24 protein-coding genes and 1 other annotated feature are annotated in these 21,823 nt (G+C 49.4%); of the genes, 3 read left to right on the forward strand and 21 right to left on the reverse strand.

The annotated features are described in order from the left end of the window. Positions 1–11: 11 nt before the first annotated feature. The 4 genes from MKX50_RS15070 to MKX50_RS15085 form a co-directional block, all read right to left on the reverse strand. On the reverse strand, positions 12–161 hold the full coding sequence (locus MKX50_RS15070; protein WP_196427142.1) for a hypothetical protein: 150 nt from the start codon (positions 159–161) through the stop codon (positions 12–14). A gap of 56 nt (positions 162–217) precedes the next feature. Then, entirely contained in the window at positions 218–928 is a 711-nt protein-coding gene (gene prsW, locus MKX50_RS15075) for a glutamic-type intramembrane protease PrsW (protein WP_213590600.1), read from the reverse strand. 76 nt (positions 929–1,004) lie between these two features. Beyond that, the gene (locus tag MKX50_RS15080; protein WP_213590599.1) at positions 1,005–1,622 is read right to left on the reverse strand and encodes a genetic competence negative regulator; all 618 of its coding nucleotides are present in this window, start codon (positions 1,620–1,622) and stop codon (positions 1,005–1,007) included. Positions 1,623–1,810: 188 nt separating this feature from the next. After that, positions 1,811–2,176, reverse strand: a complete 366-nt coding sequence (locus tag MKX50_RS15085) for a hypothetical protein (RefSeq protein ID WP_155610147.1) — start codon at positions 2,174–2,176, stop codon at positions 1,811–1,813. A 108-nt stretch (positions 2,177–2,284) separates the two neighbouring features. Here MKX50_RS15085 and MKX50_RS15090 point away from each other — a divergent pair, with 108 nt between their 5' ends. Then, on the forward strand, positions 2,285–3,184 hold the full coding sequence (locus MKX50_RS15090) for a polysaccharide deacetylase family protein (RefSeq protein ID WP_244996382.1): 900 nt from the start codon (positions 2,285–2,287) through the stop codon (positions 3,182–3,184). Between the two features lie 84 nt (positions 3,185–3,268). Here MKX50_RS15090 and serS read toward each other — a convergent pair whose 3' ends face one another. The 3 genes from serS to MKX50_RS15105 form a co-directional block, all read right to left on the reverse strand. Next, a complete protein-coding gene (gene serS, locus MKX50_RS15095) occupies positions 3,269–4,549 on the reverse strand; it encodes a serine--tRNA ligase (protein ID WP_339157295.1) in 1,281 nt (426 codons plus the stop codon). A gap of 301 nt (positions 4,550–4,850) precedes the next feature. Then, positions 4,851–5,333 (reverse strand): hypothetical protein, encoded by a 483-nt coding sequence (locus MKX50_RS15100; protein WP_213590597.1) that lies wholly within the window; start codon positions 5,331–5,333, stop codon positions 4,851–4,853. After that, positions 5,330–5,923 carry a type II CAAX endopeptidase family protein gene (locus tag MKX50_RS15105; protein ID WP_213590596.1) on the reverse strand — a complete coding sequence of 198 codons (594 nt, stop codon included), beginning with the start codon at positions 5,921–5,923 and terminating at the stop codon, positions 5,330–5,332. Before MKX50_RS15105 ends, MKX50_RS15100 begins: the two co-directional genes overlap by 4 nt. A 117-nt stretch (positions 5,924–6,040) precedes the next feature. Between MKX50_RS15105 and MKX50_RS15110 the strand changes: the two genes are divergently transcribed. After that, entirely contained in the window at positions 6,041–6,949 is a 909-nt protein-coding gene (locus MKX50_RS15110) for a hypothetical protein (protein ID WP_213590595.1), read from the forward strand. Positions 6,950–7,099: 150 nt separating this feature from the next. After that, positions 7,100–7,326: a binding site (T-box leader), on the forward strand. A 227-nt stretch (positions 7,327–7,553) separates the two neighbouring features. After that, positions 7,554–9,146: a phosphoglycerate dehydrogenase gene (serA, locus tag MKX50_RS15115; protein WP_213590594.1), complete on the forward strand. Its 1,593-nt coding sequence runs from the start codon at positions 7,554–7,556 to the stop codon at positions 9,144–9,146. Between the two features lie 149 nt (positions 9,147–9,295). Here serA and MKX50_RS15120 read toward each other — a convergent pair whose 3' ends face one another. The 14 genes from MKX50_RS15120 to ribE form a co-directional block, all read right to left on the reverse strand. Beyond that, positions 9,296–10,738 (reverse strand): ATP-binding protein, encoded by a 1,443-nt coding sequence (locus MKX50_RS15120; RefSeq protein WP_339157296.1) that lies wholly within the window; start codon positions 10,736–10,738, stop codon positions 9,296–9,298. After that, on the reverse strand, positions 10,739–11,455 hold the full coding sequence (locus tag MKX50_RS15125; RefSeq protein WP_055107737.1) for a response regulator transcription factor: 717 nt from the start codon (positions 11,453–11,455) through the stop codon (positions 10,739–10,741). A gap of 64 nt (positions 11,456–11,519) precedes the next feature. Continuing rightward, positions 11,520–12,767 carry a c-type cytochrome biogenesis protein CcsB gene (gene ccsB, locus MKX50_RS15130; RefSeq protein ID WP_213590592.1) on the reverse strand — a complete coding sequence of 416 codons (1,248 nt, stop codon included), beginning with the start codon at positions 12,765–12,767 and terminating at the stop codon, positions 11,520–11,522. Further along, a complete protein-coding gene (locus tag MKX50_RS15135; protein WP_339157297.1) occupies positions 12,764–14,443 on the reverse strand; it encodes a cytochrome c biogenesis protein ResB in 1,680 nt (559 codons plus the stop codon). Before MKX50_RS15135 ends, ccsB begins: the two co-directional genes overlap by 4 nt. 18 nt (positions 14,444–14,461) lie before the next feature. Continuing rightward, positions 14,462–14,992, reverse strand: a complete 531-nt coding sequence (locus tag MKX50_RS15140) for a redoxin domain-containing protein (protein ID WP_213590590.1) — start codon at positions 14,990–14,992, stop codon at positions 14,462–14,464. Between the two features lie 121 nt (positions 14,993–15,113). Continuing rightward, positions 15,114–15,857, reverse strand: a complete 744-nt coding sequence (locus tag MKX50_RS15145; RefSeq protein WP_213590589.1) for a pseudouridine synthase — start codon at positions 15,855–15,857, stop codon at positions 15,114–15,116. 117 nt (positions 15,858–15,974) lie between these two features. Next, positions 15,975–16,508, reverse strand: a complete 534-nt coding sequence (locus tag MKX50_RS15150; RefSeq protein ID WP_339157298.1) for a spore maturation protein — start codon at positions 16,506–16,508, stop codon at positions 15,975–15,977. A 6-nt stretch (positions 16,509–16,514) separates the two neighbouring features. Continuing rightward, complete coding sequence (locus MKX50_RS15155; protein WP_213590588.1) at positions 16,515–17,144, reverse strand: nucleoside recognition domain-containing protein; 630 nt, start codon at positions 17,142–17,144, stop codon at positions 16,515–16,517. Positions 17,145–17,174: 30 nt separating this feature from the next. Beyond that, the gene (locus tag MKX50_RS15160) at positions 17,175–18,335 is read right to left on the reverse strand and encodes a D-alanyl-D-alanine carboxypeptidase family protein (RefSeq protein WP_213590587.1); all 1,161 of its coding nucleotides are present in this window, start codon (positions 18,333–18,335) and stop codon (positions 17,175–17,177) included. 147 nt (positions 18,336–18,482) lie between these two features. Next, positions 18,483–18,947: a GerW family sporulation protein gene (gene ytfJ, locus MKX50_RS15165; protein ID WP_213590586.1), complete on the reverse strand. Its 465-nt coding sequence runs from the start codon at positions 18,945–18,947 to the stop codon at positions 18,483–18,485. Positions 18,948–19,056: 109 nt separating this feature from the next. Continuing rightward, positions 19,057–19,767 carry a DUF2953 domain-containing protein gene (locus MKX50_RS15170; RefSeq protein ID WP_213590585.1) on the reverse strand — a complete coding sequence of 237 codons (711 nt, stop codon included), beginning with the start codon at positions 19,765–19,767 and terminating at the stop codon, positions 19,057–19,059. A gap of 82 nt (positions 19,768–19,849) precedes the next feature. Continuing rightward, positions 19,850–20,455 (reverse strand): SMC-Scp complex subunit ScpB, encoded by a 606-nt coding sequence (gene scpB / locus MKX50_RS15175; protein WP_213590584.1) that lies wholly within the window; start codon positions 20,453–20,455, stop codon positions 19,850–19,852. Further along, positions 20,424–21,221: a segregation/condensation protein A gene (locus tag MKX50_RS15180; RefSeq protein WP_213590583.1), complete on the reverse strand. Its 798-nt coding sequence runs from the start codon at positions 21,219–21,221 to the stop codon at positions 20,424–20,426. The genes scpB and MKX50_RS15180 overlap by 32 nt, the downstream gene beginning before the upstream one ends. 106 nt (positions 21,222–21,327) lie before the next feature. Further along, positions 21,328–21,795 (reverse strand): 6,7-dimethyl-8-ribityllumazine synthase, encoded by a 468-nt coding sequence (ribE, locus tag MKX50_RS15185; RefSeq protein WP_110932447.1) that lies wholly within the window; start codon positions 21,793–21,795, stop codon positions 21,328–21,330. Positions 21,796–21,823 lie beyond the last annotated feature (28 nt).

Genomic DNA, 21,823 nt, shown 5'->3' on the forward strand with positions numbered 1-21,823 from the left:
CCCATTGCCCATCAAGGCATGTCCTCTTCAATAACGAAATCATGGCGGTTATCGCATAGACATTGCTTGAACCCCGTCTCGATCTGACCGCGCTCCTTTTTGCCGCGCAGAACGAATCGTTCGCCGCATGTTTTACAAGTGATTTTCACTTTTACACGCACTAAAAAAAGGCACCCCTTTCAGCTTCACGACATGGATTTCCGCGAATAAGCTGTTATTAGGATGCCCTATTTTCGCTATTGTTAACCCTATCCTCAAGCAGTCTTCGGAAAGGGGATCTCTTGTTGGCCCTGTACATTTTACCGATGCCTCCATACCATAGATATGCCATGAGAGGAACAATATACCAAATCCAGTAATGCGTAATATTACCCAGTATCCAGTCATATACACCATGATAGAACAGAGGCATTAGCAATGAATAGACCAGAAATCTTCGGCTATCCTTGCCTGTAGAGAATTTAGCCCGGCCCATGTAATAACCCATCATGACGCCGAACATGGCATGCCCGGAGACAGGCAGCAAAGCCCGGAGAAGCAATGTTCCGACAGTAGCTTGCTGGGCAAAGGAATAAATGACATTCTCTACCGTGGCGAAGCCGAGCGAAATGGCTGTAGCGTATATAATCCCGTCGTAAGGCTCATCAAATTCTGTATGGTTATATATCATATGGAACAGTACAAACCATTTCAGCGATTCCTCAACGCCTGCTGAAATGACGAAAGCGTTGACCAGAGAGCCCTCACCCAGCCAGAGCATCAATCCGCTCTGCAGTATCATAACCGGGAGAATAATAATAAATCCAAGTAAAAAAACCTTAATGACCATATGCAGCGGTTCGGCTTCATACTTGTCCTTAAGGTAAAAATAAGTCAACAAGGCGATTCCGGGGGCTACCGCTGCGGTCGCAATCGAGAAAAAAATCAACGGTATTCCCCCTCATCGACCCTTCGAAATATTCAAGCTTTCGTTGATCCGATACAACACGTACCGCAACCATGGCTTAGTCCTGACGTTTGAAGTTACTGCAGATAACTCCGATTGCATTCTCGGACATGACCTGGTTTCCGTACTCCTCCAGCATCGCTGGAGTAACAGAGGTCGCCTCGCCGAACTCAGCGAGAACCGCAATGACTGCCGGATGCTTTCCTTCTTCCAAATCTTCTGGCTCTAAATGAAGAACCCATTTCCCGTTATATTTAAATAGTCTGCCAGCTTCAGTAAGCATAGGCCGCAGAACGTGAGCCGCTTCAATCAATACTTCGAAATCATCAAAGGAATATAGGATCGTATCACTCTGCTCCAGCGTTACTTCCATCTCATAGACTTCGTCCGGTAAATCATCCTCATAGTGCGGCCCAACCCCATGATGGTGGTCGAATTTGCCGCGCGTCACTATGACGACCATTCCTTGAGCAGGAAGCGCAAAAACTTCAACGGCCAAAGGGCCAGTAGCGTCAAATCCCACTTCATTGTAAGCCTGATCCATCATTTCCGTGAACAGGTCATGAACCTTGGGAATTTCCTGCCACATGTCCTCTTTCTGGATACCGCGTTCGCTAAGGTCGTCAAACGTGAGGAAAATCCGTATCTTATCTTGGCCCAATCTTTCAATTTTCATACAGGATCCTCCTCCCCAAGCCTTGTTATAACAGATTATGAAACCTGCTGTAATATGTGCTGGAAATGGTTCTTTGTAAGTATGTTATCATTTATCTTACTTAAATGCACGTAATAAAATAGACAAAAAAAGAATCATTTTCTGCTCGACCTCGAGGGAGCTGAAAATGATCCATAAATCGGCAATTTTTAGAGCCCGGGAATGACCGAATTCGTCTCTTTCAAGATCTGCTCCACCTCGCGGCGGACATCCGCATTTCCTTTGATGAAGTCCGTAATTTGCTTCACACTGTATTCCTTCGAATGACTCGCATCGTGCGAGGATGAAGCGGAACTGGGATGCACCTTCGATTCGCCCATGCCGGACGAGCCGTGCTTATGCTCGCTTGCGGACGAATGCCCATGTTCGCTCCCTTTGCCTGCAGAATTCATGGTCATTCCAGCCAAATTCATGATTCCTTTGCCGCCTGTAAGCTTGCCTCCGTTTCTTTTGGCCGACCAGATCACAGCTGCAGCCCCAACTAATGCACCACATAAGAATGAGACAGATTTCACCCTAAAAACCTCCTTGATTGTGTTAAAATCATTTGTAGTGTTCACGCTTTGGTTCAAACTCATGCGCAATAAATACAGGAAGAAACACGAAAAGGGAGATGAAATCATTTGCTCAACAAGAAGGTTCTGCTCATCGCAGCCTGCTGCATCATTCTTGCCTCATGCGGCTCCGTTCGTCCATCCGTCAATTCTGACGCTGCCAATGCAGGCCAAACCGCGTCAACCGAAACGAATTCCCCCGGGATTCCGGTTAACGCCGAAGCTGTCGATGTCGCTGGGGACGGCAGCAGCAATGCTTCCGCGGGAGCAGAGGAAGCAAATTTCGACAACAGCTCTGATGCCGAGGCTTCGCCCGAATATAAGTATCACATCAATAAGGCCTATAATGTAGTTCCGAATGAGGAAGGTACCGAGAAGAAGGTCGTTCTGCTGACCTTTGACGACGGCCCGAAAGAGAAAGAAATGCTGGAAGGACTCCTGGATACCCTCGATAAATACGAGGCTAAAGCGATATTTTTCGTTAATGGCTACCGTGTCAAAAAAAATCCGGATTTGCTGAAGCTCATCCATGATCGCGGGCAAATTATCGGTAATCACAGCTGGGATCACATCGACTTGAAGAAGGAATCTGCGGATAGCGCTCGCAAGCAGATCGAAGACGTACAAAGCATTGTTGAGGAGACCGTCGGGGAACGCCCGCGATTCTTCCGTCCCCCTTTTGGCTCAGGTAACGATACACTTCACGGCATCGTCAAGGATAATGAAATGATCTATATGACCTGGTCCAACGGCTCCTTGGATTGGGACGCCAAATTCAAGAACAAGCCGGAAGGCGTCATTCAAAACGTAATGGATCAGCTCCATCCCGGCAGCAATATCCTCATGCACGAGCTTCCCTGGACGGAAGAGGCACTTGACGAGCTGCTGATGAAAATTCAGGCAGCAGGCTACAGTTTCGTAGATCCGCGGACGATTTCCGCTCTGCCCGAGGACTCTACTGAATCGTAGAGGATCTCCAGGCACATCATATTTGAATCAGGAATAAGGGCTCCCTTGGTCCACGGTCGACCAAGGGAGCCCCTTATATTCAGGCTATATATTCGGATTGAACCGCTCCCTGCCTCCTACATATTTGCGAAGCGCTTTAGGAATATAAATGGAACCGTCCTGTGCTTGATGATTCTCCAGAAGTGGAATAAGAATACGCGGAGAAGCAACCGCTGTATTGTTCAAGGTATGGCAGTACACAGGGTGGCCTTGCTCGTTAATACATCGTATATTGGCACGACGCGATTGGAAGCTATGCAGATTAGACGAAGAATGCGTCTCTCCGAAGCTGCCACGGCTAGGCATCCAGGTTTCTATATCGTACTGCTTATACGTTCTGGCCGACATGTCCCCTGTACATACCGACATTACGCGATAGGGAAGCTCCAGAAGAGTAAGCAGTTCTTCGGCATGGCTCGTGATTTCCTGCAGCATTTGTTCGGACAATTCCGGATCGGGCTGACAGAGCACGACCATTTCCACCTTGGCAAACTGATGTACGCGGTACAAACCTTTCACGTCCCGGCCGGCAGAGCCCACCTCGCTGCGAAAGCAGTTTGATACAGAAACTAGCCTTAGCGGTTCACTTAGATCCAGCACATCTCCTCCAAAATAGGAAATGAGCGGAACCTCCGATGTACCCGCAAGCCACTTCTCTTCCTCCTCAATATAAAAGGATTGATTCTGCCCAGCTGGGAAATATCCGCTATGAACAAATGGTTGTTCCTTGAGCAGCAACGGAACTTCCACAGGAGTAAAGCTGCGCTCCATTAACAGATCGAAAGCAAGCTGTTGTACAGCTCGATGCAGAAGTACCCCCGTTCCTTTCAGATAATAGCTGCGGCTTCCGCCTGCCTTGACTCCCTTCGGGATATCAAACATATCATGCATCATGCCCAACTCTACATGATCCTTTGGCATAAAGCTCCACTCCGGGGTTCTGCCCACGCGCCTGATTTCCACGTTATCTTCCTCCGAGCTTCCAATCGGAGTGTCTTCAGATATAACGTTAGGGGCCAGAAGTGCCAGTTTAGTAACCTTTTCAACTGCTTCTTCCCACCGTTTACTCGATTCCTTCAGCGCCTTGTTGACACGCTTTGAGGCCGTCTTCAGCTCGCCGGTTTCGGCCTCTTTCCCAGCAGCAAGCAGCACGCTTGCTTTTGCTGCTCCTTCATTTCGCAGCCGACGAAGCTCTTCACATTCCAGTTGATACTTTTTTCTGCGATCATCCCATTCCAAAAGTTCACGAACCGAAAACTCAATCCCTTTACACTTCGCTGCATGTTGGATCTGCTCAGCATGATCCCGAATCCATTTCATTTCCATTAACCAACACCGCTCCTTTCCCCGGATGGGGTGATTTTTAAAACACAAAGAGCGCCCTCATCCTTTGGGACGAGGAGCGCTCTGCTCGCGGTGCCACCCAAATTATTGAACTGTGTTGACAGTCCAATCGCTTTGGTTCCGCGATAACGGGCGGTGCCGGTTAACTTAGGAAAGCAGCGCAGCACTTGCAAGCTCCCTTGGCGAAAACGCCTCCGAGTTGGATTCTCTTCATCGGCATATTCTGAATTTGAAATTATTCTACATAGTATATGATAAAAAGAAGCCACCTGACAAGGTTAAACTACATGCCGTTGTTTTGTCCCCATGGCGATTCGCTGATCCCCCACCAGAACAACGATACCATCACCGTAATAAAGATAAAAAGCAAGGTATTGAAAAAATATCTCGTCAACTTTACCCGTTGGGAAGGATAAACCTCCCGCCTGGACGGAAGCTCCCGGGCTGATATATCCAAATGTGCCCCGGCTGCATCTTGCCGACTGACCGGATCAACTATATAGCTCCCGTGGGCTATACGGGCAGCTTCAACAGGATCAGAGCCCTGCATGGCGCTAATTCTCGCTTGTCGATTTGGTTTGCGCGAGACCTTATTTTCCTTTAATGGCTTTTTTGAATTTGCACCGTTGCTTGTTGGAACTCTCGAATTGGTTTCGCTCGAAATTTGCTGCTCTGGATGCTTCCGGGCCGCCCCGGATCGTTGATGTCTGTCTTTCGGATGGCGGCGCTGACCGTACCGCTCCATCCTGCTCAAGCGTTCACTCATGTTCCCCTCCGAAATTTAATGACGAGTCCCGATATGAAATCAATGAGAAAATGGCACACGATCGGAGCCCATAACGTACCCGCCTGTATATAAATGTATCCCAGCGCATAGCTGCTAAGAAATACCCATCCTGTTGGAATCCAGTGTCTAAGGTAGCGGACATGGATCAAGGCAAAAATAATACTCGTCCAATACGGTCCGAGCCCGTGCTGAATCGCCCCGCGAAACAGCAGTTCTTCGCAAACAGACACGATGACGCATATGATTGCGATATGCCACACCGGACGATTGCGAAACAACATCTCATTAATTCCCCCATCATCCAAGCTCTCCTCCTTCACGAACCTCGATAACAGGAAATCGACACCAAACATCGCTGCGGCCAATCCACAGCCCCATAGCAGAAATCGATAATTTTCCGGAAATTGGAGCAGTGAAAACACGCTTCGCTTCTGAAAAAAAAGGATGATGATTCCGATAATTAAAGTAAGACCTTGTGTAATGTATAAATTAATCAGCAATAGGCGCTCATTAAGTTGACCCGGATCGACTCTTTGAATTTTTATTTTGCCGAACTTGTCTTTTTTCATAGTATTCGTCAAATCCTGTCCTTTATTATAGTTCTATACACAAACCAGTACCAGGCATATAAGCAATTTTAGTGCTCTTGGACTAAAAAATACTTGTAAGAGGAGCGTTTTTTGATTATGCAGAAAAAATCTTACCGGTTCGAATTATTGTTCATGCTCGGGTTTCTGTTTACCCTGGTCGCGGCCTTCGGAACTTTCTTCCTTGGCTTCAAAATGGGCATCACTCAAGCTGAAGCGAAATACGCCCATCTGACGAACCTACCGGGATTTGAAACGACGGCTTCCTACGAGCAGCAGGACCTCGTCGCTTACTACTACGTTGTCTTCCAGCCCTACGAGCAATTCAAACATGAGTATTTCGGGCTCGTCGACCAACTGAGAAGCAGCGATTCTAGGGTAAAATCAATCGGCATCATGAAGGATATCCGCAATGCATCACGCAAGCAATATGAGCAGATCCAAGCTCAGACGATTACGGTGTCCTCCCCCTTGTTACAAGATGCACAAAGTGATGTTTTGAAAAGTTTGAAGCTCTTTGATGAAAGCACAAGCCGGATTGAAATCGGCAGCAAAAACGGGGCTCAGCTTGCTAAATTGCTGGCTGAGGACGAATTTACGAATAATGCCGAACAATACGGACTGAAAGCCCAGCAAAAATATTATACGTCCATGATGAAATGGGCCGCTAAAAGCAACAAGTCGATCCCTTCGGACGTAGTATTTAAGGAAAATACCTCCATCAAAGAATGGGCAGCCTATCCACTGGCGGTTAAAAATAAAATTGTCAGCGACTTGATGGTCAGCAGCAACCTCTATGTATCGTATCTCCCGCAGGATATGACGGCTAAAATCGACCAGATGATCGACAGCGGCAAAGCTGGCTCCATGAAGCTGAATTCGGTAAATTCCATCGTCAACGTCCTTATGGATACCGAAGCTGTGCAAGGAAAAGAGTTCCTGAAATGGAAATCAGCCTATTATGCAACGGAATTCCTTCCGGAGGTGCCGTTTTTCTCCGAACAGTAGCTGCTGTCAGTATGGCGGGGTGTGCTACAATTCGACAACATTAAAATCATAACCAAATTACCAAGGTTATTCAAGGCTCCTCCGGACCTTATCATTTACGGTATTGACACTTTCCTTATGGTCATGATACATTATGAAAAATTGCATTTGTTAAACACGATGAAGGAAACGAGTTATCGCGAAGCTTACAGAGAGCCGGTGGTGCTGCAAACCGGTAGCGGAATGGGAACTCTAGCGATCCTGAGTAATTGTGCTGAACGATAGGAGTAGGCGCAATCGGAGGAACTCCGTTATCAACATGTCATCATGACAACTGAGGCTGTATCTGCGAGGAGCAGCGAATTAGGGTGGTACCACGAACAACTCTCGTCCCTTACTACGGAAGTAGTGTGCGGATTGAGAGTTTTTTTATGCTTGCTGGCAACCTGCTTGCAGCCTTTAGCAAATAGATTTGAACCTCGATCCTTCGCTCCTCTAACGCATTGGAACGGTATCGGGATATAGTGTTTCCTAATTTAAGCGAATGCTTCCGAAGAAAGTTTTGTATCGAAGACTTTCCGAAGAAGCAATGCTATATACAAAACTTTTAGGAGGAAAAGAAATCATGTTCAAAGTACTAGTATCAGATCCCATCAGCGACCTCGGAATCCAGCAGTTGATGGACGCAAGCGACGTTGTAGTAGAGAAAAAGACGGGACTTTCGGAGGATGAACTCATCCAAATCATTCCGGACTACGACGCTCTGCTCGTACGCAGCCAAACGAAAGTTACTGAAAAGATTATGGAAGCCGGAACCAATCTGAAAGTGATCGGCCGCGCAGGCGTCGGTGTCGATAACATTAACCTGGATGCAGCGACCAAACGCGGTATTATCGTGATCAACGCCCCGGACGGCAACACAATTACGACATGCGAGCACGCTTTTGCGATGATGATGGCACTTGCCCGCCATATTCCGCAAGCTTACGCTAAGACGATCCAAGGAACCTGGGATCGCAAGTTCCTCGGCGTGGAGCTGCGCAATAAGAAGCTGGGTGTACTTGGCATGGGCCGTATCGGCAGCGAAGTCGCGAAACGCGCTAAGGCATTTGGCATGGATATCCTCGGATACGATCCGTTCATGACAGAGGAACGCGCCGAGAAACTGGGCGTGAAGCTGGCTACCGTCGATGAAATCGTACGGAACGCTGACTTCATCACAGTCCATACGCCGCTTACTCCTGAAACGAAGCACATGATTTCCCGTCCGCAGTTCGATGTGATGAAAAAAGGCATGCGCATCATTAACTGCGCCCGCGGCGGCGTAGTCGATGAGCAAGCATTGGTCGAAGCGATCGATCAAGGCATCGTTGCAGGTGCAGCCTTCGACGTATTCGAGCAGGAGCCGCCGGCAGCGGATCATCCATTCCTGAACAATCCGAAAATCATCGTTACTCCTCATTTGGGCGCATCAACAGTAGAGGCTCAAGAAAACGTAGCGATCGACGTATCGGAGCAAGTGCTGCACATTTTGCGCAATGAACCGTTCAAGAACGCAGTGAACATGCCTCCAGTCGCGGCAAGCGTGATGAACAAATTGCAGCCGTTTTTCGAGCTTGGCGAGAAAATCGGTGCCTTTGCTGCCCAGTTGAACAACCAGGCTGTACATGAAATTCATGTTGAATACGCCGGCGATTTAGCAGAGGTAGATACTCAACCACTTACGCGCTACATCATCAAGGGGGTATTGTCCCGCCATTTCGGCAACGATGTGAATATCGTCAACTCGGTGCATCTGGCCAAGGTACGTGATATCGATGTGGTTGTATCGCAATCCTCGGCTAGCAAAGGCTTTACGAACCGCATCAGCGTTACGCTGAAAACAGAAGACGGCAAAGATCGCCGCATCGCGGGCACTTTGCTGAAAGAATATGGCGCGCGGATCGTACGGATCGATAAGTTCCCGGTCGATATTGCTCCGGAAGGCAACTTGATCTTCATTTCTCATAATGATAAGCCTGGCATTGTCGGAAGCGTAGGCACCTTGCTCGGCAAAAATGATGTAAATATCGCTTCGATGCAAGTTGGACGTAAAATTATTGGCGGCGAGGCGATCATGGTGCTGACCGTCGACAAGACAGTTTCCAAAGAAGTGCTTGATGAACTAATGAGCCTGCAAGAGCTGAACACGGCTCTGCAAATCGAATTTAAATCATAATTAGCCTGCAAAATTAAGCAAGGGGCTTCAGACGTGATAATCCCCCGTCTGAAGCCCCTCTCCTGTTTGTTCCACGATGAACAAGATTTATCTTCGAGATCAGAAATTTTTCAACAAAAACATCCTTACGAAGTAAGGATGTTTTACGATTATTGTACCTTTTCGACAGGAAGGGTGATCTGGAAATGCGCCCCTTTCCCTATGCTGCTGTTCACCTGAATCGAGCCGTGATGGGCATCGATGATATTTTTTACGATAGCAAGGCCAAGTCCCGTTCCGGCAGCCGTTCCCCGAACCCGGGCTTTATCCGCTTTATAGAACCTCTCAAATACGAAAGGCAAATCCTCCGTCGGTATCCCAGTGCCTTCGTCTCGAATGGAGATGTGAAGCTCACGTCCTTGCTTGCCTTCCCTGGCTTCCGCAGCAATATAAACACTCCGTCCCTCCGGCGTATGCCTGAAGGCATTGTCTAGCAGATTCGTGAGAACCTGCTCCAAACGGTCTTCATTGGCTGCTTCGGCTATCATCGGTCTGCTCCCCAAATCCAGCTCCAGTTGAACATTGTGCTCTTTGGCCCGTACCGCAAACTTGCGATAAACGCGTTCAATGAGCTCCTTGACGTCAACCCGGTGCATGGCAATATCGGTATGTCCCGCTTCCATCCGGGCCAGGTCGAGTAAGTCACGGACCAGACGTCCCATGCGCAGAGACTCGTCGTGGATAACCTGGACGAGCTCCTGGCTCTCTTCTGGAGAAGCGGCCATTCCATCGAGAAGCGCTTCGCTGTAACCCTGCATCATCGACAGCGGTGTCCGGATTTCATGCGATACATTGGCCACGAAATCCCGGCGCATCTTCTCCAAACGCACTTCTTCGGTCACATCGCGCAAAACCGCTACCGCGCCTCTAATTTCGCCATCCGAGGAAAGCGGCGCCATATGCACGGACCAGACGCTTTGCTTGACGTGAATATTGGCGCTTTGATCCCCTTCCTGATCCAGCACCTTCCGGAACATCGGCAGGAGTGGTTTTGGAATCTCGATCGCCCGTTCGCCCTGCACACTTAATTGAAGTGCGTCATTCTCTTCGTCCGGCAAGTCGCCCCACAATTGGAGAAGCTGATCGCCTGGAGGATTAGTCAGAATGACCGCTCCTCCCCAATCCAATGTAATCACTGCGTCATTCATGCTTCTTAAAACGCTGGACAGATGTTCCTTCTCATGGTTCAAGCTGCGGATCGTATTCTCCAGCTCCTCAGCCATATGATTAAAGGTATTAGCCAACTCACCGATCTCATCGCTCGTTTGCAGCGATAGTCTCGTATCGTATTTCCCCTTGCGAATCGCATCGGCAGCGCTGATTAGCTGCTGCATCGGCTGCGTAATCTTCGTGAAGAGGAATAAGGCAAAAAACGTCGTCAGCGAGAAGCCGATGATGGAAACGATGACAAACAGCTTCTTGACTGCTGCGGGATCGGTGAAATTCGTATCGATATATGGCAGCAGAAACAATCCCATGCTCATGAGCACAAAAGCCACTAAACCGATGATCGTAATCCACAGCTTGCCTACAAGCGTTCTCCAGAAGCTCACTTATTTCGCGACCTCCAGCTTATAACCAACGCCCCATACGGTAGTAATCATGGCTGCCGACTCCGGCGATACCTTATTCAGCTTCTCGCGCAGCCGTTTCACATGGGTGTCCACGGTCCGCAAATCGCCGAAGAACTCGTAATTCCATACGTCCTTCAGCAGCTCCTCACGTGAAAATACTTTGTCGGGCGAAGTGGCCAAATAATGGAGCAGCTCGTACTCCTTCGGCGTAAGGCTAACCTCTTGTCCGCTTGCGGTTACCCGATGGGCATCGTGCTCAATGACAAGATGAGGGAATACGATATTATTGCTCGTACCGCTCTCTTTGGTCAAATAAGCTGTAGCCGATGCGCGCCGCATGATCGCTTTGACCCGATATATGACTTCACGGGGACTGAACGGCTTGACCACATAGTCGTCTGCCCCAACTTCAAATCCCTGTACCCGATTGATTTCTTCCCCTTTGGCCGTGAGCATCAGCACCGGCGTCGACTTGATCTGCCGCAAACGGCTGCACACCTCGACCCCGTCAATTCCCGGAAGCATTACGTCGAGAAGGATCAAGCCGTAATCATTGGAGGTTGCTTTTTTGAGAGCGGTCTCTCCATCTTCCGCTTCATCAATTTCATAACCCTCTTTTTCCAAATACATTTTGAGCAGACGGCGAATACGTTCCTCATCGTCCACAACGAGAATGCGGTTTTCTTGATCTGACATGAACAACAACCCCTTCATCATCTTCCCATTCGCTTAAGCACTAGTAAATGGTTACATTATATCATTAGTCCGTACCCGCGTAAGAATGCAAACCGGCGATGATCAGATTAACGCCTACGAGCGTGAACATGACAACCAGAAACCCTAAAACGGCAAGCCACGAGGCTTTGCGGCCATGGAATCCTCGGGATAACCGAAGATGGAGATACACGCTATAGAATAACCAGGTAATGAGCGCCCATACTTCTTTAGGGTCCCACCCCCAGAATCTGCCCCAGGCCTGCTGAGCCCAGATCATCGCAAAGACGAGCGCGCCTAGCGTAAACACCGGAAATCCGATAGCAATCGAACGGTAACTGATTTCATCGAGAAGATCAGCGTCTAAGCCTTTTACGGCCGGTGACACCGCTTCGCTAATCGGCTTGCGGATAATAAGCCTTAACAAACCGTATAGGACCGTCCCGGTAATGAACGCCCATACAAGTGTATTGGTTTTGCGGCCTGAGCTCTCTCCTTTGAACCAGGATGGAACCTCCATCCACGGCTTGCTCATGCCAAGGAAAGAATCGGCGCTAACCAATTGGCTATTATGCGGCGCCACGATCGGCGGCAAGTTGTATACCATTTCAACTGTTCTAGACTGCTCGGTTTCCGTAGGTTTAGGCGTAAACACAGCTTCGTACCCGGCGGCACGGAAAGCAAAAACCGACACGATAAATCCCACTACTATAATAATAGAATAAAACGTAAATTCAAGCCATAGCTTCTGGCGGCGAGCCGATTTGTCGGTCCCCTTGAAATCAACGGTACGCAAAAGATACATCAGGCCTGCGGCACAAGCGATTGCAAAAAAGGATTCCCCGGCCGCGGCCAGCGTGACGTGAATATACAACCAGATCGAGCGCAAGGACGGGATCAAAGGCTGCACGTCCTTCGGAAACACCGCCGCATACGCCATGACGACAATCCCCAGCGGTGTCGCGAACAAACCAAGCAAGGCTTTGCGGTAAATTAAATACAATACCGTAAATGCCATGATGATCATTAGGGACAGGAAGGACATGAATTCATACATGTTGCTGACCGGAATATGTCCAGACCAAGCCCATCTCGTTGCTACGTACACCAAATGAGTGATAAGTCCAAGCGTGGAAGTAATAAACGAAATTTTTCCCCATTTGCGCTCATGTACCTGCGGATCACGATTTTTCCACGTTTTTCCCGTAATCGTCACCACATAAAAACAAAATGCCACACAATAAAGTAAAAAAGCAATGACAAATGCCTGTTTACTGATATCCAATAAATTCATGACCGGTTTCCTCCGTTATCCAAAGACTTCTCATCCACTTCAATTCCCATCGTTTCCAGGAATGATGACACTTCGCGCCTCATTCCAAACCAATTCTTGGTCGTATGCCCGCCCAAGGTCAGGATACCGTCATCGATGCGCAGCCAAATTCTGCGATGCTGCCAATAGAAGCCCATAATGAGCCCCACCATGACGATTCCGAGTCCGGTCCATACAAAAGGCATAGCGCGGTCGATGCGGATGTTCAAGAAGCTTGTGAAATGAATGAAGTCAACGTCCTCCATCGCCAGCATATCGAATCTTAGCTTGTGGTTAATGCCTCCCAGCGCTTCATTCAGCTTATCCTGACCGAAAAGCTCCTGCTGCTGAAGGTATGGAAAGTAGATGAATTGTCCCCCATCTTCGGGCAGACCCGGTCCGGTGATCGTAAACAAGAAGGCCGGCGCATTCGGCTCGCCCGATTTCGTAATCGGTTTATTATTCTCGTCCAGGCCGAAATCCAAATACTTGTCTTTTAGCTTCAAATGATAAGGTCCTACGTCATATTCCGTCTCGGGGTCGTTCATACGGAGCATAAACTTACCATACACTTCCCCCGTCTCCTGATCCACAAGTGTCGGCTGGACGGAACGAAGCATCGTAACCTCCTCGAAGTCGAATTGATAGGCTTGAAGTCCTTTGTAGCTCAAAGGATCGTTGACACGGATGTTGTGCCGGTCGACCTCTACAAGCTCGGGTTCGTTCAAAGGGTCATTACAGCTGGCGACGCACTTGTACAGTACGGCTTTCGTCTCGAACAGCTTTGGAACGATTTTCCCCTTCTGTCTGAATTCATCGGACATCTCATCCTCGGTATAATATTCCACGGTAAATTTCTCATTTTTCAAATAATAGTTCGTATCGGGAATCTGCGTGATTTCTCCTTCGGGAAACCAATAGTGCTCGTCCAAATGAAGGCCGGGCAGCCCGCGGAACAGCACGGCGAGCAGGAAAACAATCAGGCCGATATGAATGACGTACGGACCCCAGCGGCTGAAACGCTGTTTCTCCGCCAGCAAAGCCCCGCCATCGGTATGAACCCGGTAACCCTTCTTCTTCAGCGGAGCGATGGCCCGGTTCACCCATTCCTCCCCACTGCCAGAAACGGGTCCCTTATAGACCACCCTTTGCCGGGTCAAGAACTGCATGTGCTTGCGGATTTTCTGCTTGGACAGCGCTCGATAGAGCGGCAATACCCTGTCCAAACTGCAAATCACAAGCGATGCGCCAATCATGACAAGCAGCAGAATGAACCACCAGGAATTGTACGTGTCGGATAGTCCGAGCATATAGTAAATTTCACCGATGGTTCCATACTTCTGTTTATAGTACGTGGAAGGGTCGAAATTTTTAACAAACATGGTCTCCTGGGTAAATACGGTGCCAAGCATTGCTGCAACCAATGTAATGCTGATCAGGTACACCGCTACTTTAACCGAGGAGAAGAAATTCCAGATTTTATCGATGAAATTGGGATTGGCCCGCTGTGAGCGGCGGGCTACCCCATCGTAGCGCATCTCCAGCAATTCGCTGGAGCTATGGCCCGCTTCTTCGTATTGAGGTTTGCCGCATGCTTCGCAGAGCACCGTGCCGACCGGATTCTGATGCCCGCATTCGCATTTCGTATTTTTAATCAATGTCTGGTCCTCCTATCATCAATTGGATGCAACGAGCGTGGCGATTTGTTGGTTAAGCGTCTTCAAATTCAGCTCGCCCTGATGGATGGAGATAATTTTGCCTCGCTTATTCACGAAAAAGGTAGTCGGCATCGGCACAACCCCGTATTTTCTGACGATCTCATTCTTCTTATCGAACAAGATCGGAAAATCGACTCCGGTTTGCTTCACAAAATTGGCCACGGTCAAATCGTCTTCTCCGGTATTGATCCCCAGGATAACGACGTCCTGATCCTTCCATTTCTCCCATTGCGTCTGCAAGGCCGGCATTTCGTTCACGCAGTACGTACACCAGGTCGCCCAGAAATTAATGACCAGCGCCTTGCCCTGGTATTTCTCCAGATTATGTACCTGTCCGTCTAAACCGCGCAAATTGAAGGCAGGAGGTTTATCGCCAGCTTGAGGAATCCCCTTCTCGCCTCCAAACACAGCCGTGCCTATCGCATAACCTCCCAAAATGACGATAAGCGTCAATATGATAATTTGTACCGGACGCCTTGCCTTACCCATTATCAGCACTCCTTCTATGACAAAGCTCATAATATATGGACAAAAGGTGAATATCCTATGAACATTATAACGAAAAGTGTCATAGATGCCGCTAGGTTAAATTTGAACTTTATGTGACCTTCTATCGTTTTCTCGGCTTGCCTGCGCTTCGCGCTTGCTTGAACAGCTCTTCGACCTCTTCCTTGCTCAAATGACGATACAGCCCTCTTTTCAAATTATCAAGGTAAAGACCTCCGAAGGAAATTCGCTTCAGCTTCGTAACCGGGTGCTGGATCGCCTCGAACATCCGGCGCACTTGACGATTGCGGCCCTCGTGAATCGTAATGCTGATGACCGCTTGCTTGCCGTCGGGATCCACGTCGTAGTACTCCACCTCGGCCGGCGCTGTCATCCCATCCTCCAGCATGACGCCGTCCTTCAGCTTATCCAGCTCCGTCCCGTGCGGTACGCCTTTGACGGTAGCCAGGTAGGTTTTGGGCACATGGTGTTTCGGATGCGTCAGCAAATGGGCAAAGTCGCCATCGTTGGTCAGCAGCAGCAGACCCTCCGTATCATAATCCAGACGGCCTACAGGATACAGCCGCTCGGTAATGCCTTTCAAGTAGTCGGTGACGATTTTTCTTCCCTGCGGGTCGGAAGCACTCGTGATCACACCTTTGGGTTTGTTGAACATGATATAGATTTTCTTCTCTGCCCCAATCGTTCTCCCGTTTACGGTAATGACATCCACAGCCGGGTCAGCCTTCGTTCCAAGCGCCGTAACCGTTTCGCCGTTCACCTGCACCTGGCCGCTCGTAATCAATTCCTCGCATTTGCGGCGCGATGCCACACCGGCAGCGGCCAATATTTTCTGTAATCTTTCCATTATCTCTAGTCACCTCATAAACATGATACCTATATGAAAGAAAAATCACAATAGCACGGGTTATCCGGCAAAAATAAAGAGCCGTCCGAACTGTTGTTCAACAGTCGTAACGGCTTGTCAACCGAATATCAGCAAGCATACTGCAATCGCGGCCACAAAACCTATTGCATCCGAGAAGAGCCCGACCTTTAAGGCATAGCGTCCGTTGCGGATGCCGATGGCCCCAAAGTATACGGTCAGCACGTATAGCGTCGTGTCGGTGCTTCCCTGTACCGTAGAAGCGATCCGGCCAATCATGGAATCCGGCCCGTACGTCTTGATCAGGTCGGTGGTGAAGGCCAGGGAGCCGGTTCCCGTCAAGGGGCGGAGTATTCCTAAAGGCATTATTTCGGGCGGCACATGCAGCATTTTAAGGAGCGGACCCATCCAGCCTGTAAAAAATTCGAGCGCGCCAGAGGCGCGAAAAACGCTAATAGCCACCATCATCCCTACTAAGTGGGGAATAATCCCAATCGCTGTGGAGAAGCCATCCTTGGCTCCGTCCACAAACGATTCATACACCGGAACCTTCTTCATAAATGCACATAACGGAATAAATGCAATCATCATAGGAACGGCCCACGCCGAAATAATATTAATCCAATCCAGCAAGGACGATCACCTCTTCATCGTTATTGCGGAAGCGGACGCAGGCGGATTCGGCGTGCGTCGGAAAGTGCGGTTCCGATACCAGCGGTCTGCCGCAATCGCCGCCGCGGTCGCTATGGCCGTCGCCAGCAAGGTCGAGCCGACGATATCCGCCGCGTTGGCGGAGCCGAAATTGAGCCGGATGGCAATCAATGTCGTTGGGATCAAAGTAATGCTAGCAGTATTCAACGCGAGGAGCGTACACATCGCTGCGGATGCCGTTTCCTTGTCCGGATTAAGCTCCTGCAGCTCCTGCATCGCTTTAATGCCCATTGGCGTCGCAGCATTTCCCAGCCCCAGAAGGTTCGCGCTCATATTCGAAAGAATATATCCCATCGCAGGGTGGTTCTTTGGAACGTCCGGAAATAAATATGTAACGACCGGCCCAAGCAGCTTGGAAATGGCTTTGACGAGTCCCGCATCCTCTGCCATCCGCATCATTCCCATCCAGAATACGAGCACACTGATCAAACCGAAGCAAACCGTGACACCTGTTGCGGCTCCCTCAAATGCCGCCTGGGTAACGAGATTGATATCCCCTTTCACCGCCGCAAAAGCAAAGCCGATGATGATAAGCCCTAGCCAGATTTTATTAACCATTATTTCATCCCCTCTCCACAGGGTAAAATGTTAATCTACGAGCAGTAGTAATTTGATCACTGCCGCAAATGAATTTCCCCAGCCTCCGCCAGCGAACGCCGCCTTGGATGTCAGGTTCCCCCCCGCCGGGTCTGGCGAGGGTATGAAGCTGCCCTGCTCATAGACAGGAACCTGTCCGATTTCATGGCCATCCAGCGAGATTTTTATTTTTCCGCTGTATCCGAAGTCTTTGGCTCGCGCGCTCTGGAGAAACAGCCTGCGCTCAACGCGTTCAAGTTCGCCGCTGGCAAGGGCATAACTGAACCCGGTACCTGTTACTAGGCCGTTCTCTACAGGCTGTCCCGCTTCAATGATTTTCTTCAGCGGATAATTGGCAAAACCATAATCGAGCAGCTTCTGATGATCGTTCCAGTCGTCTCCATCGTTAAGTGTAACGACAGCCAGCTGCTGGCCTGCCCGGCTTGCGGAGCTGACCAGGCAGCGGCGGGCGGTTTTAGTGTAGCCTGTCTTAACCCCGTCAGCTCCCTCATAGAATCGCAGCATTTTATTTTTATTATCCCATTTGTAATCCCAGGGGTTATTCGGGTTGGGGGCTCGCTTGCTTCTCGTTTTAACGATTTCCTTAAATACAGGATTTTGCAAGCTGTAAGCGGTTATGACGGCCAAATCATTAGCCGAGGAATAATGCCCCTTAGCATCTAGGCCATGCGGATTCTGGAATTGAGTATGCTTGAGCCCCAGCATTTTCACCTTTTCGTTCATTAAATGGACGAACCCTTCCTCCGACCCGCCGACATGCTCGGCGATCGCTGTCGCCGCATCATTCCCTGAGCGAAGCATCAGGCCATAGAGCAAATTTTCCAGCTTCATCTCTTCTCCAAGCTCCAGATAGATGGACGAGCCTTCCTTGCGATAGGCATTTTTAGTGACAGTCACCACATCATCCAATTTGCCGTGCTCGATCGCAACAATTGCTGTCATGATCTTGGTCAAGCTGGCCACTGGCATTTCCACGTCGCCTTTGTGGCTGTAAAGAATGCGTCCCGACTTCACGTCGATCAGGGATGCCGCCTGTGCATGAGTTCCCGGCGGACGTGGCGCTTTATTTTCTGCTGCTGCGTTTACGGGGATGAGCAACGATACAGCCATCATGGCTGCCATGCTGTAACGAAATATCGAGCGTATTGTCATTATGCGACTCCTCCGGTATTCTAGCGCTAATACTTGTACACTATATGCGGGAAAAGAGGGGAGTATGTCCACCGTTCCCGGCAAAAAAAGACCCCTCCCGAAAATCGGCGGAAAGGATCGATCGGCCTCTTCGACTGGCAAGCCTGTTTAGCTGTACGTATTTCCTGTATTATGGTCGGGAACGGGGATCCCTTGAATCGAAGCTGACGGAGTTGTTCCTGCGCCGTTGTTCGGAAACATCGATTGAATTTTGTCCATGACGTATGGAACGGCATCGATCATTTTCTCAAACAGATGGGTTTGATTATCCAGCGGAACGATGTTAACGCCCTGCTTCCCGACAACGAGAAAAGCGATCGGATTGATCGACACGCCTCCGCCGCTGCCTCCGCCAAAAGGCAGTTGTTTATCGTGCGTGGACGCCTCATGGATCTCATCAGTATTATAATCGCTCCCGCCGGCAGCAAAGCCGAAGCCAACGCGGCTAATCGGCAATATAACGCTGCCGTCCGGTGTTTCTACGGGCTCGCCGACAATTGTGTTTACATCCACCATATCTTTGATATTTTCCATGGCCGTTTGCATCAGCCCTTGGATCGGATGATCTGACATGATTAATCCTCCTCTTCAGCCTAAGTAATAAGAACTACCTTCACTTCTACAGTTTGCGCAGCACATGGCCGTAATATGCGTGACAAAATCAAAAGGAGCCCGCAGGTCCCTAAGACCGCGAACTCCCTTGATTTCCTTTGACGGCGAAGCTCAGCCATTTTTTGAATCCGCCTTTTACCTTTAGCACACGAACAATAAGTACGAATCCAGCGTATAGCGCGCGCCCTAAGCGAATTTTGCCGCTGCATTCAAATTCGGTGACAAGTTGCGGCGGCTGATCAAAGACGGGCACTACGAACAGCCTGGGCCTTTGCTTTAAGCGTATGTAGCAGGATAGCCAACCGATTAACGTCGTTTTCAAGCCCCATAACACTCCCGATAAAGTTGCGGTATGAGCCGCATTGGACAAAGCAACATTCGTGGACCAGTCCAGCTTGTCAAAAGTAACATACCTTAGCGTGCTTGCCATCCATTGCTTTAGCCCTCTTGTCGCCCGCAGCAAATCATAAAATTGATCTGCCCAAAAACGAACTTTGTCTTTATTGATATCCTGCGCACTGCTATCCGCTTCTCCCTTTTCAAGATTGCTTGCATGTTTCTGCTCCACCTTGAAGCCGTCCTTCATATTTTTAAAAATGATGTACGGAATTTCATAGCGAAGCCGAGTTAGCCCGTAAAGTGTAACTACTTCTATACGAACGGTTTCGTTCCAGTTTACTTTGCGGGCAACCAAGCGAAACTTGATCGGAGATAATAAAATGAGGACCAAAGCAATGCATGCGAGCAAAAGGATCAGGATGACTCCGAGCCAAATCCACACAGGAAAGCCCTCCATACCATTCAAATGACGATCTTGAAATAGTATGGCTCCGTAAAAAGGAAATCATGCGCTGAAGGCTGTGCTACTCCTCGTTAACGTCATCAAACGTAAGCTGCTGCTCCTCCAGCTTCTGGAAAAGCAGCTGGGTCTCTTCCTCCAAATTCTCCGCACTTTCAAACTCGTTCAGGTCGGGCAAATCCTGCAGGCTGCCTAGGCCAAAATAATCCAAAAAGGCAGCTGTCGTACCGTACAAAATTGGCCGTCCGATGGCCTCGGCACGCCCCACCTCCTGAATCAAGTCCTTATTCACCAGCGTATGAATAGCCCGTTCCGACTTGACGCCGCGAATCTCCTCCACCTCGATTCGGGTTATCGGCTGGCGGTACGCAATGATGGATAAAGTCTCCAATGCAGCCTGGGACAAGGACGAGCGGGTCGGCGAATAGGCCAGCCTTTCGAAATAGGCTGCATGCTCCGGGAGCGTGGCCAGCTGATAATTACCCGCGAGCTGGACGATTTGCAGTCCCCTCCCCTCCCGCTCAAAGGATGACTTCATGTCCAATAGAGCATCGGTGACGATGTCCTGGCGCTGTTCGGTGACTTCGGCAATCTGCTTTACGCTGAGACCCTCCTCTCCGGCCAGGAACAGCAATCCTTCAATAATCGATTTCAAGTCCCGATAATTCATCTGCCTTTACTTCCCCTCTCCACTCCATCACAATGTCGTCAAAAAGTTTGTTTTGGTAACATACGATCTGCTTCATCTTCATCAGCTCCAATATCGCCAGAAAGGTGACCACGATTTCATGACGGTACATCTCCGGATGCAGCAGCTTGGAAAACAGCAGCCTTCCGCCTATGCCCGTACTCTCCAGCGCAGCGATTACGTCACGGATCCGATCCTTGACCGAAATTTCGTCCCGGTGAATTCGGGCGACCGAGCTGCGTTTCACGGCGCGGCGCAGCGCCTTCTGAAACGAAGCGATCAAGTCGGCAGCATGCAGCCCTTTTACGGGATTGTCATGCACTTCCGGCATGAAGGGCGATAAATCCTCGGCCTCCTTTGTAAAGATCAGGCTTCGCTCCCATTCCCGCTCGTGCAAATGCTCGGCAATCCCCTTGTATTTACGGTATTCGATCAGCTTGCGGATCAGCTCGTCCCGCGGATCCTCCTCATCCTCCATCAAATAATCGAAATCGTCATCGAATTCGATCACAGGCGGCTTAGGAAGCAGCTGCTTGCTCTTGATCGACAGCAGGGTAGCTGCCATAACGAGAAACTCGCTCGTGATTTCCAGCTCGAGCTCCTGCATGTTATCCAGGTATTCCAGGTATTGATCGGTAATTTCACTGACTGATATTTGATATATATCGACCTCTGCCTTATCGATAAGATGAAGCAGCAGGTCCAGCGGACCCTCAAAGGTATCCAGTTTATAAGTTACTGTCGTCAATGGACATCCTCCACCCGTTAGAGGCAGTTCAAAAGGCTTTCCTTATTGAACGCAAAGTGAATAAAAAATGCAGTACCCTAATTAAGGGTACTACATTAAATAAGCACTATTTTAGCAAATTCGTCAAGTTGGCCATTTCGATTGCAGCCATTGCCGCATCCCAGCCTTTGTTGCCTGCCTTCGTGCCTGCGCGCTCGATGGCCTGCTCGATATTCTCCGTAGTCACTACACCGAAGATCGTCGGAACGCCTGTTTTCAATCCGATCGCGGCTACGCCCTTAGCGACTTCGTTGCATACATAATCATAATGAGACGTTGATCCACGGATGACCGTACCCAGCGTAATGACGGCATCGTATTTTCCGCTTTCAGCCATCTTTTGTGCAGCAAATGGAATCTCGAATGCTCCGGGAACCCAGGCTACGTTTACTTCCTCATCTTTTACACCATGACGCTTCAATGCGTCCAGCGCACCGCCAAGCAGCTTGCTCGTTATAAACTCGTTAAAGCGGCCAACGACGATCCCATATTTCAAACCTTCCGAGACAAGATGTCCTTCAAATACCTGTGCCATAAATCAATTCCTCCAATTTATATGATGG

This window comes from Paenibacillus sp. FSL W8-0186 (genome assembly GCF_037969765.1).
Lineage (GTDB): Bacteria > Bacillota > Bacilli > Paenibacillales > Paenibacillaceae > Fontibacillus > Fontibacillus woosongensis.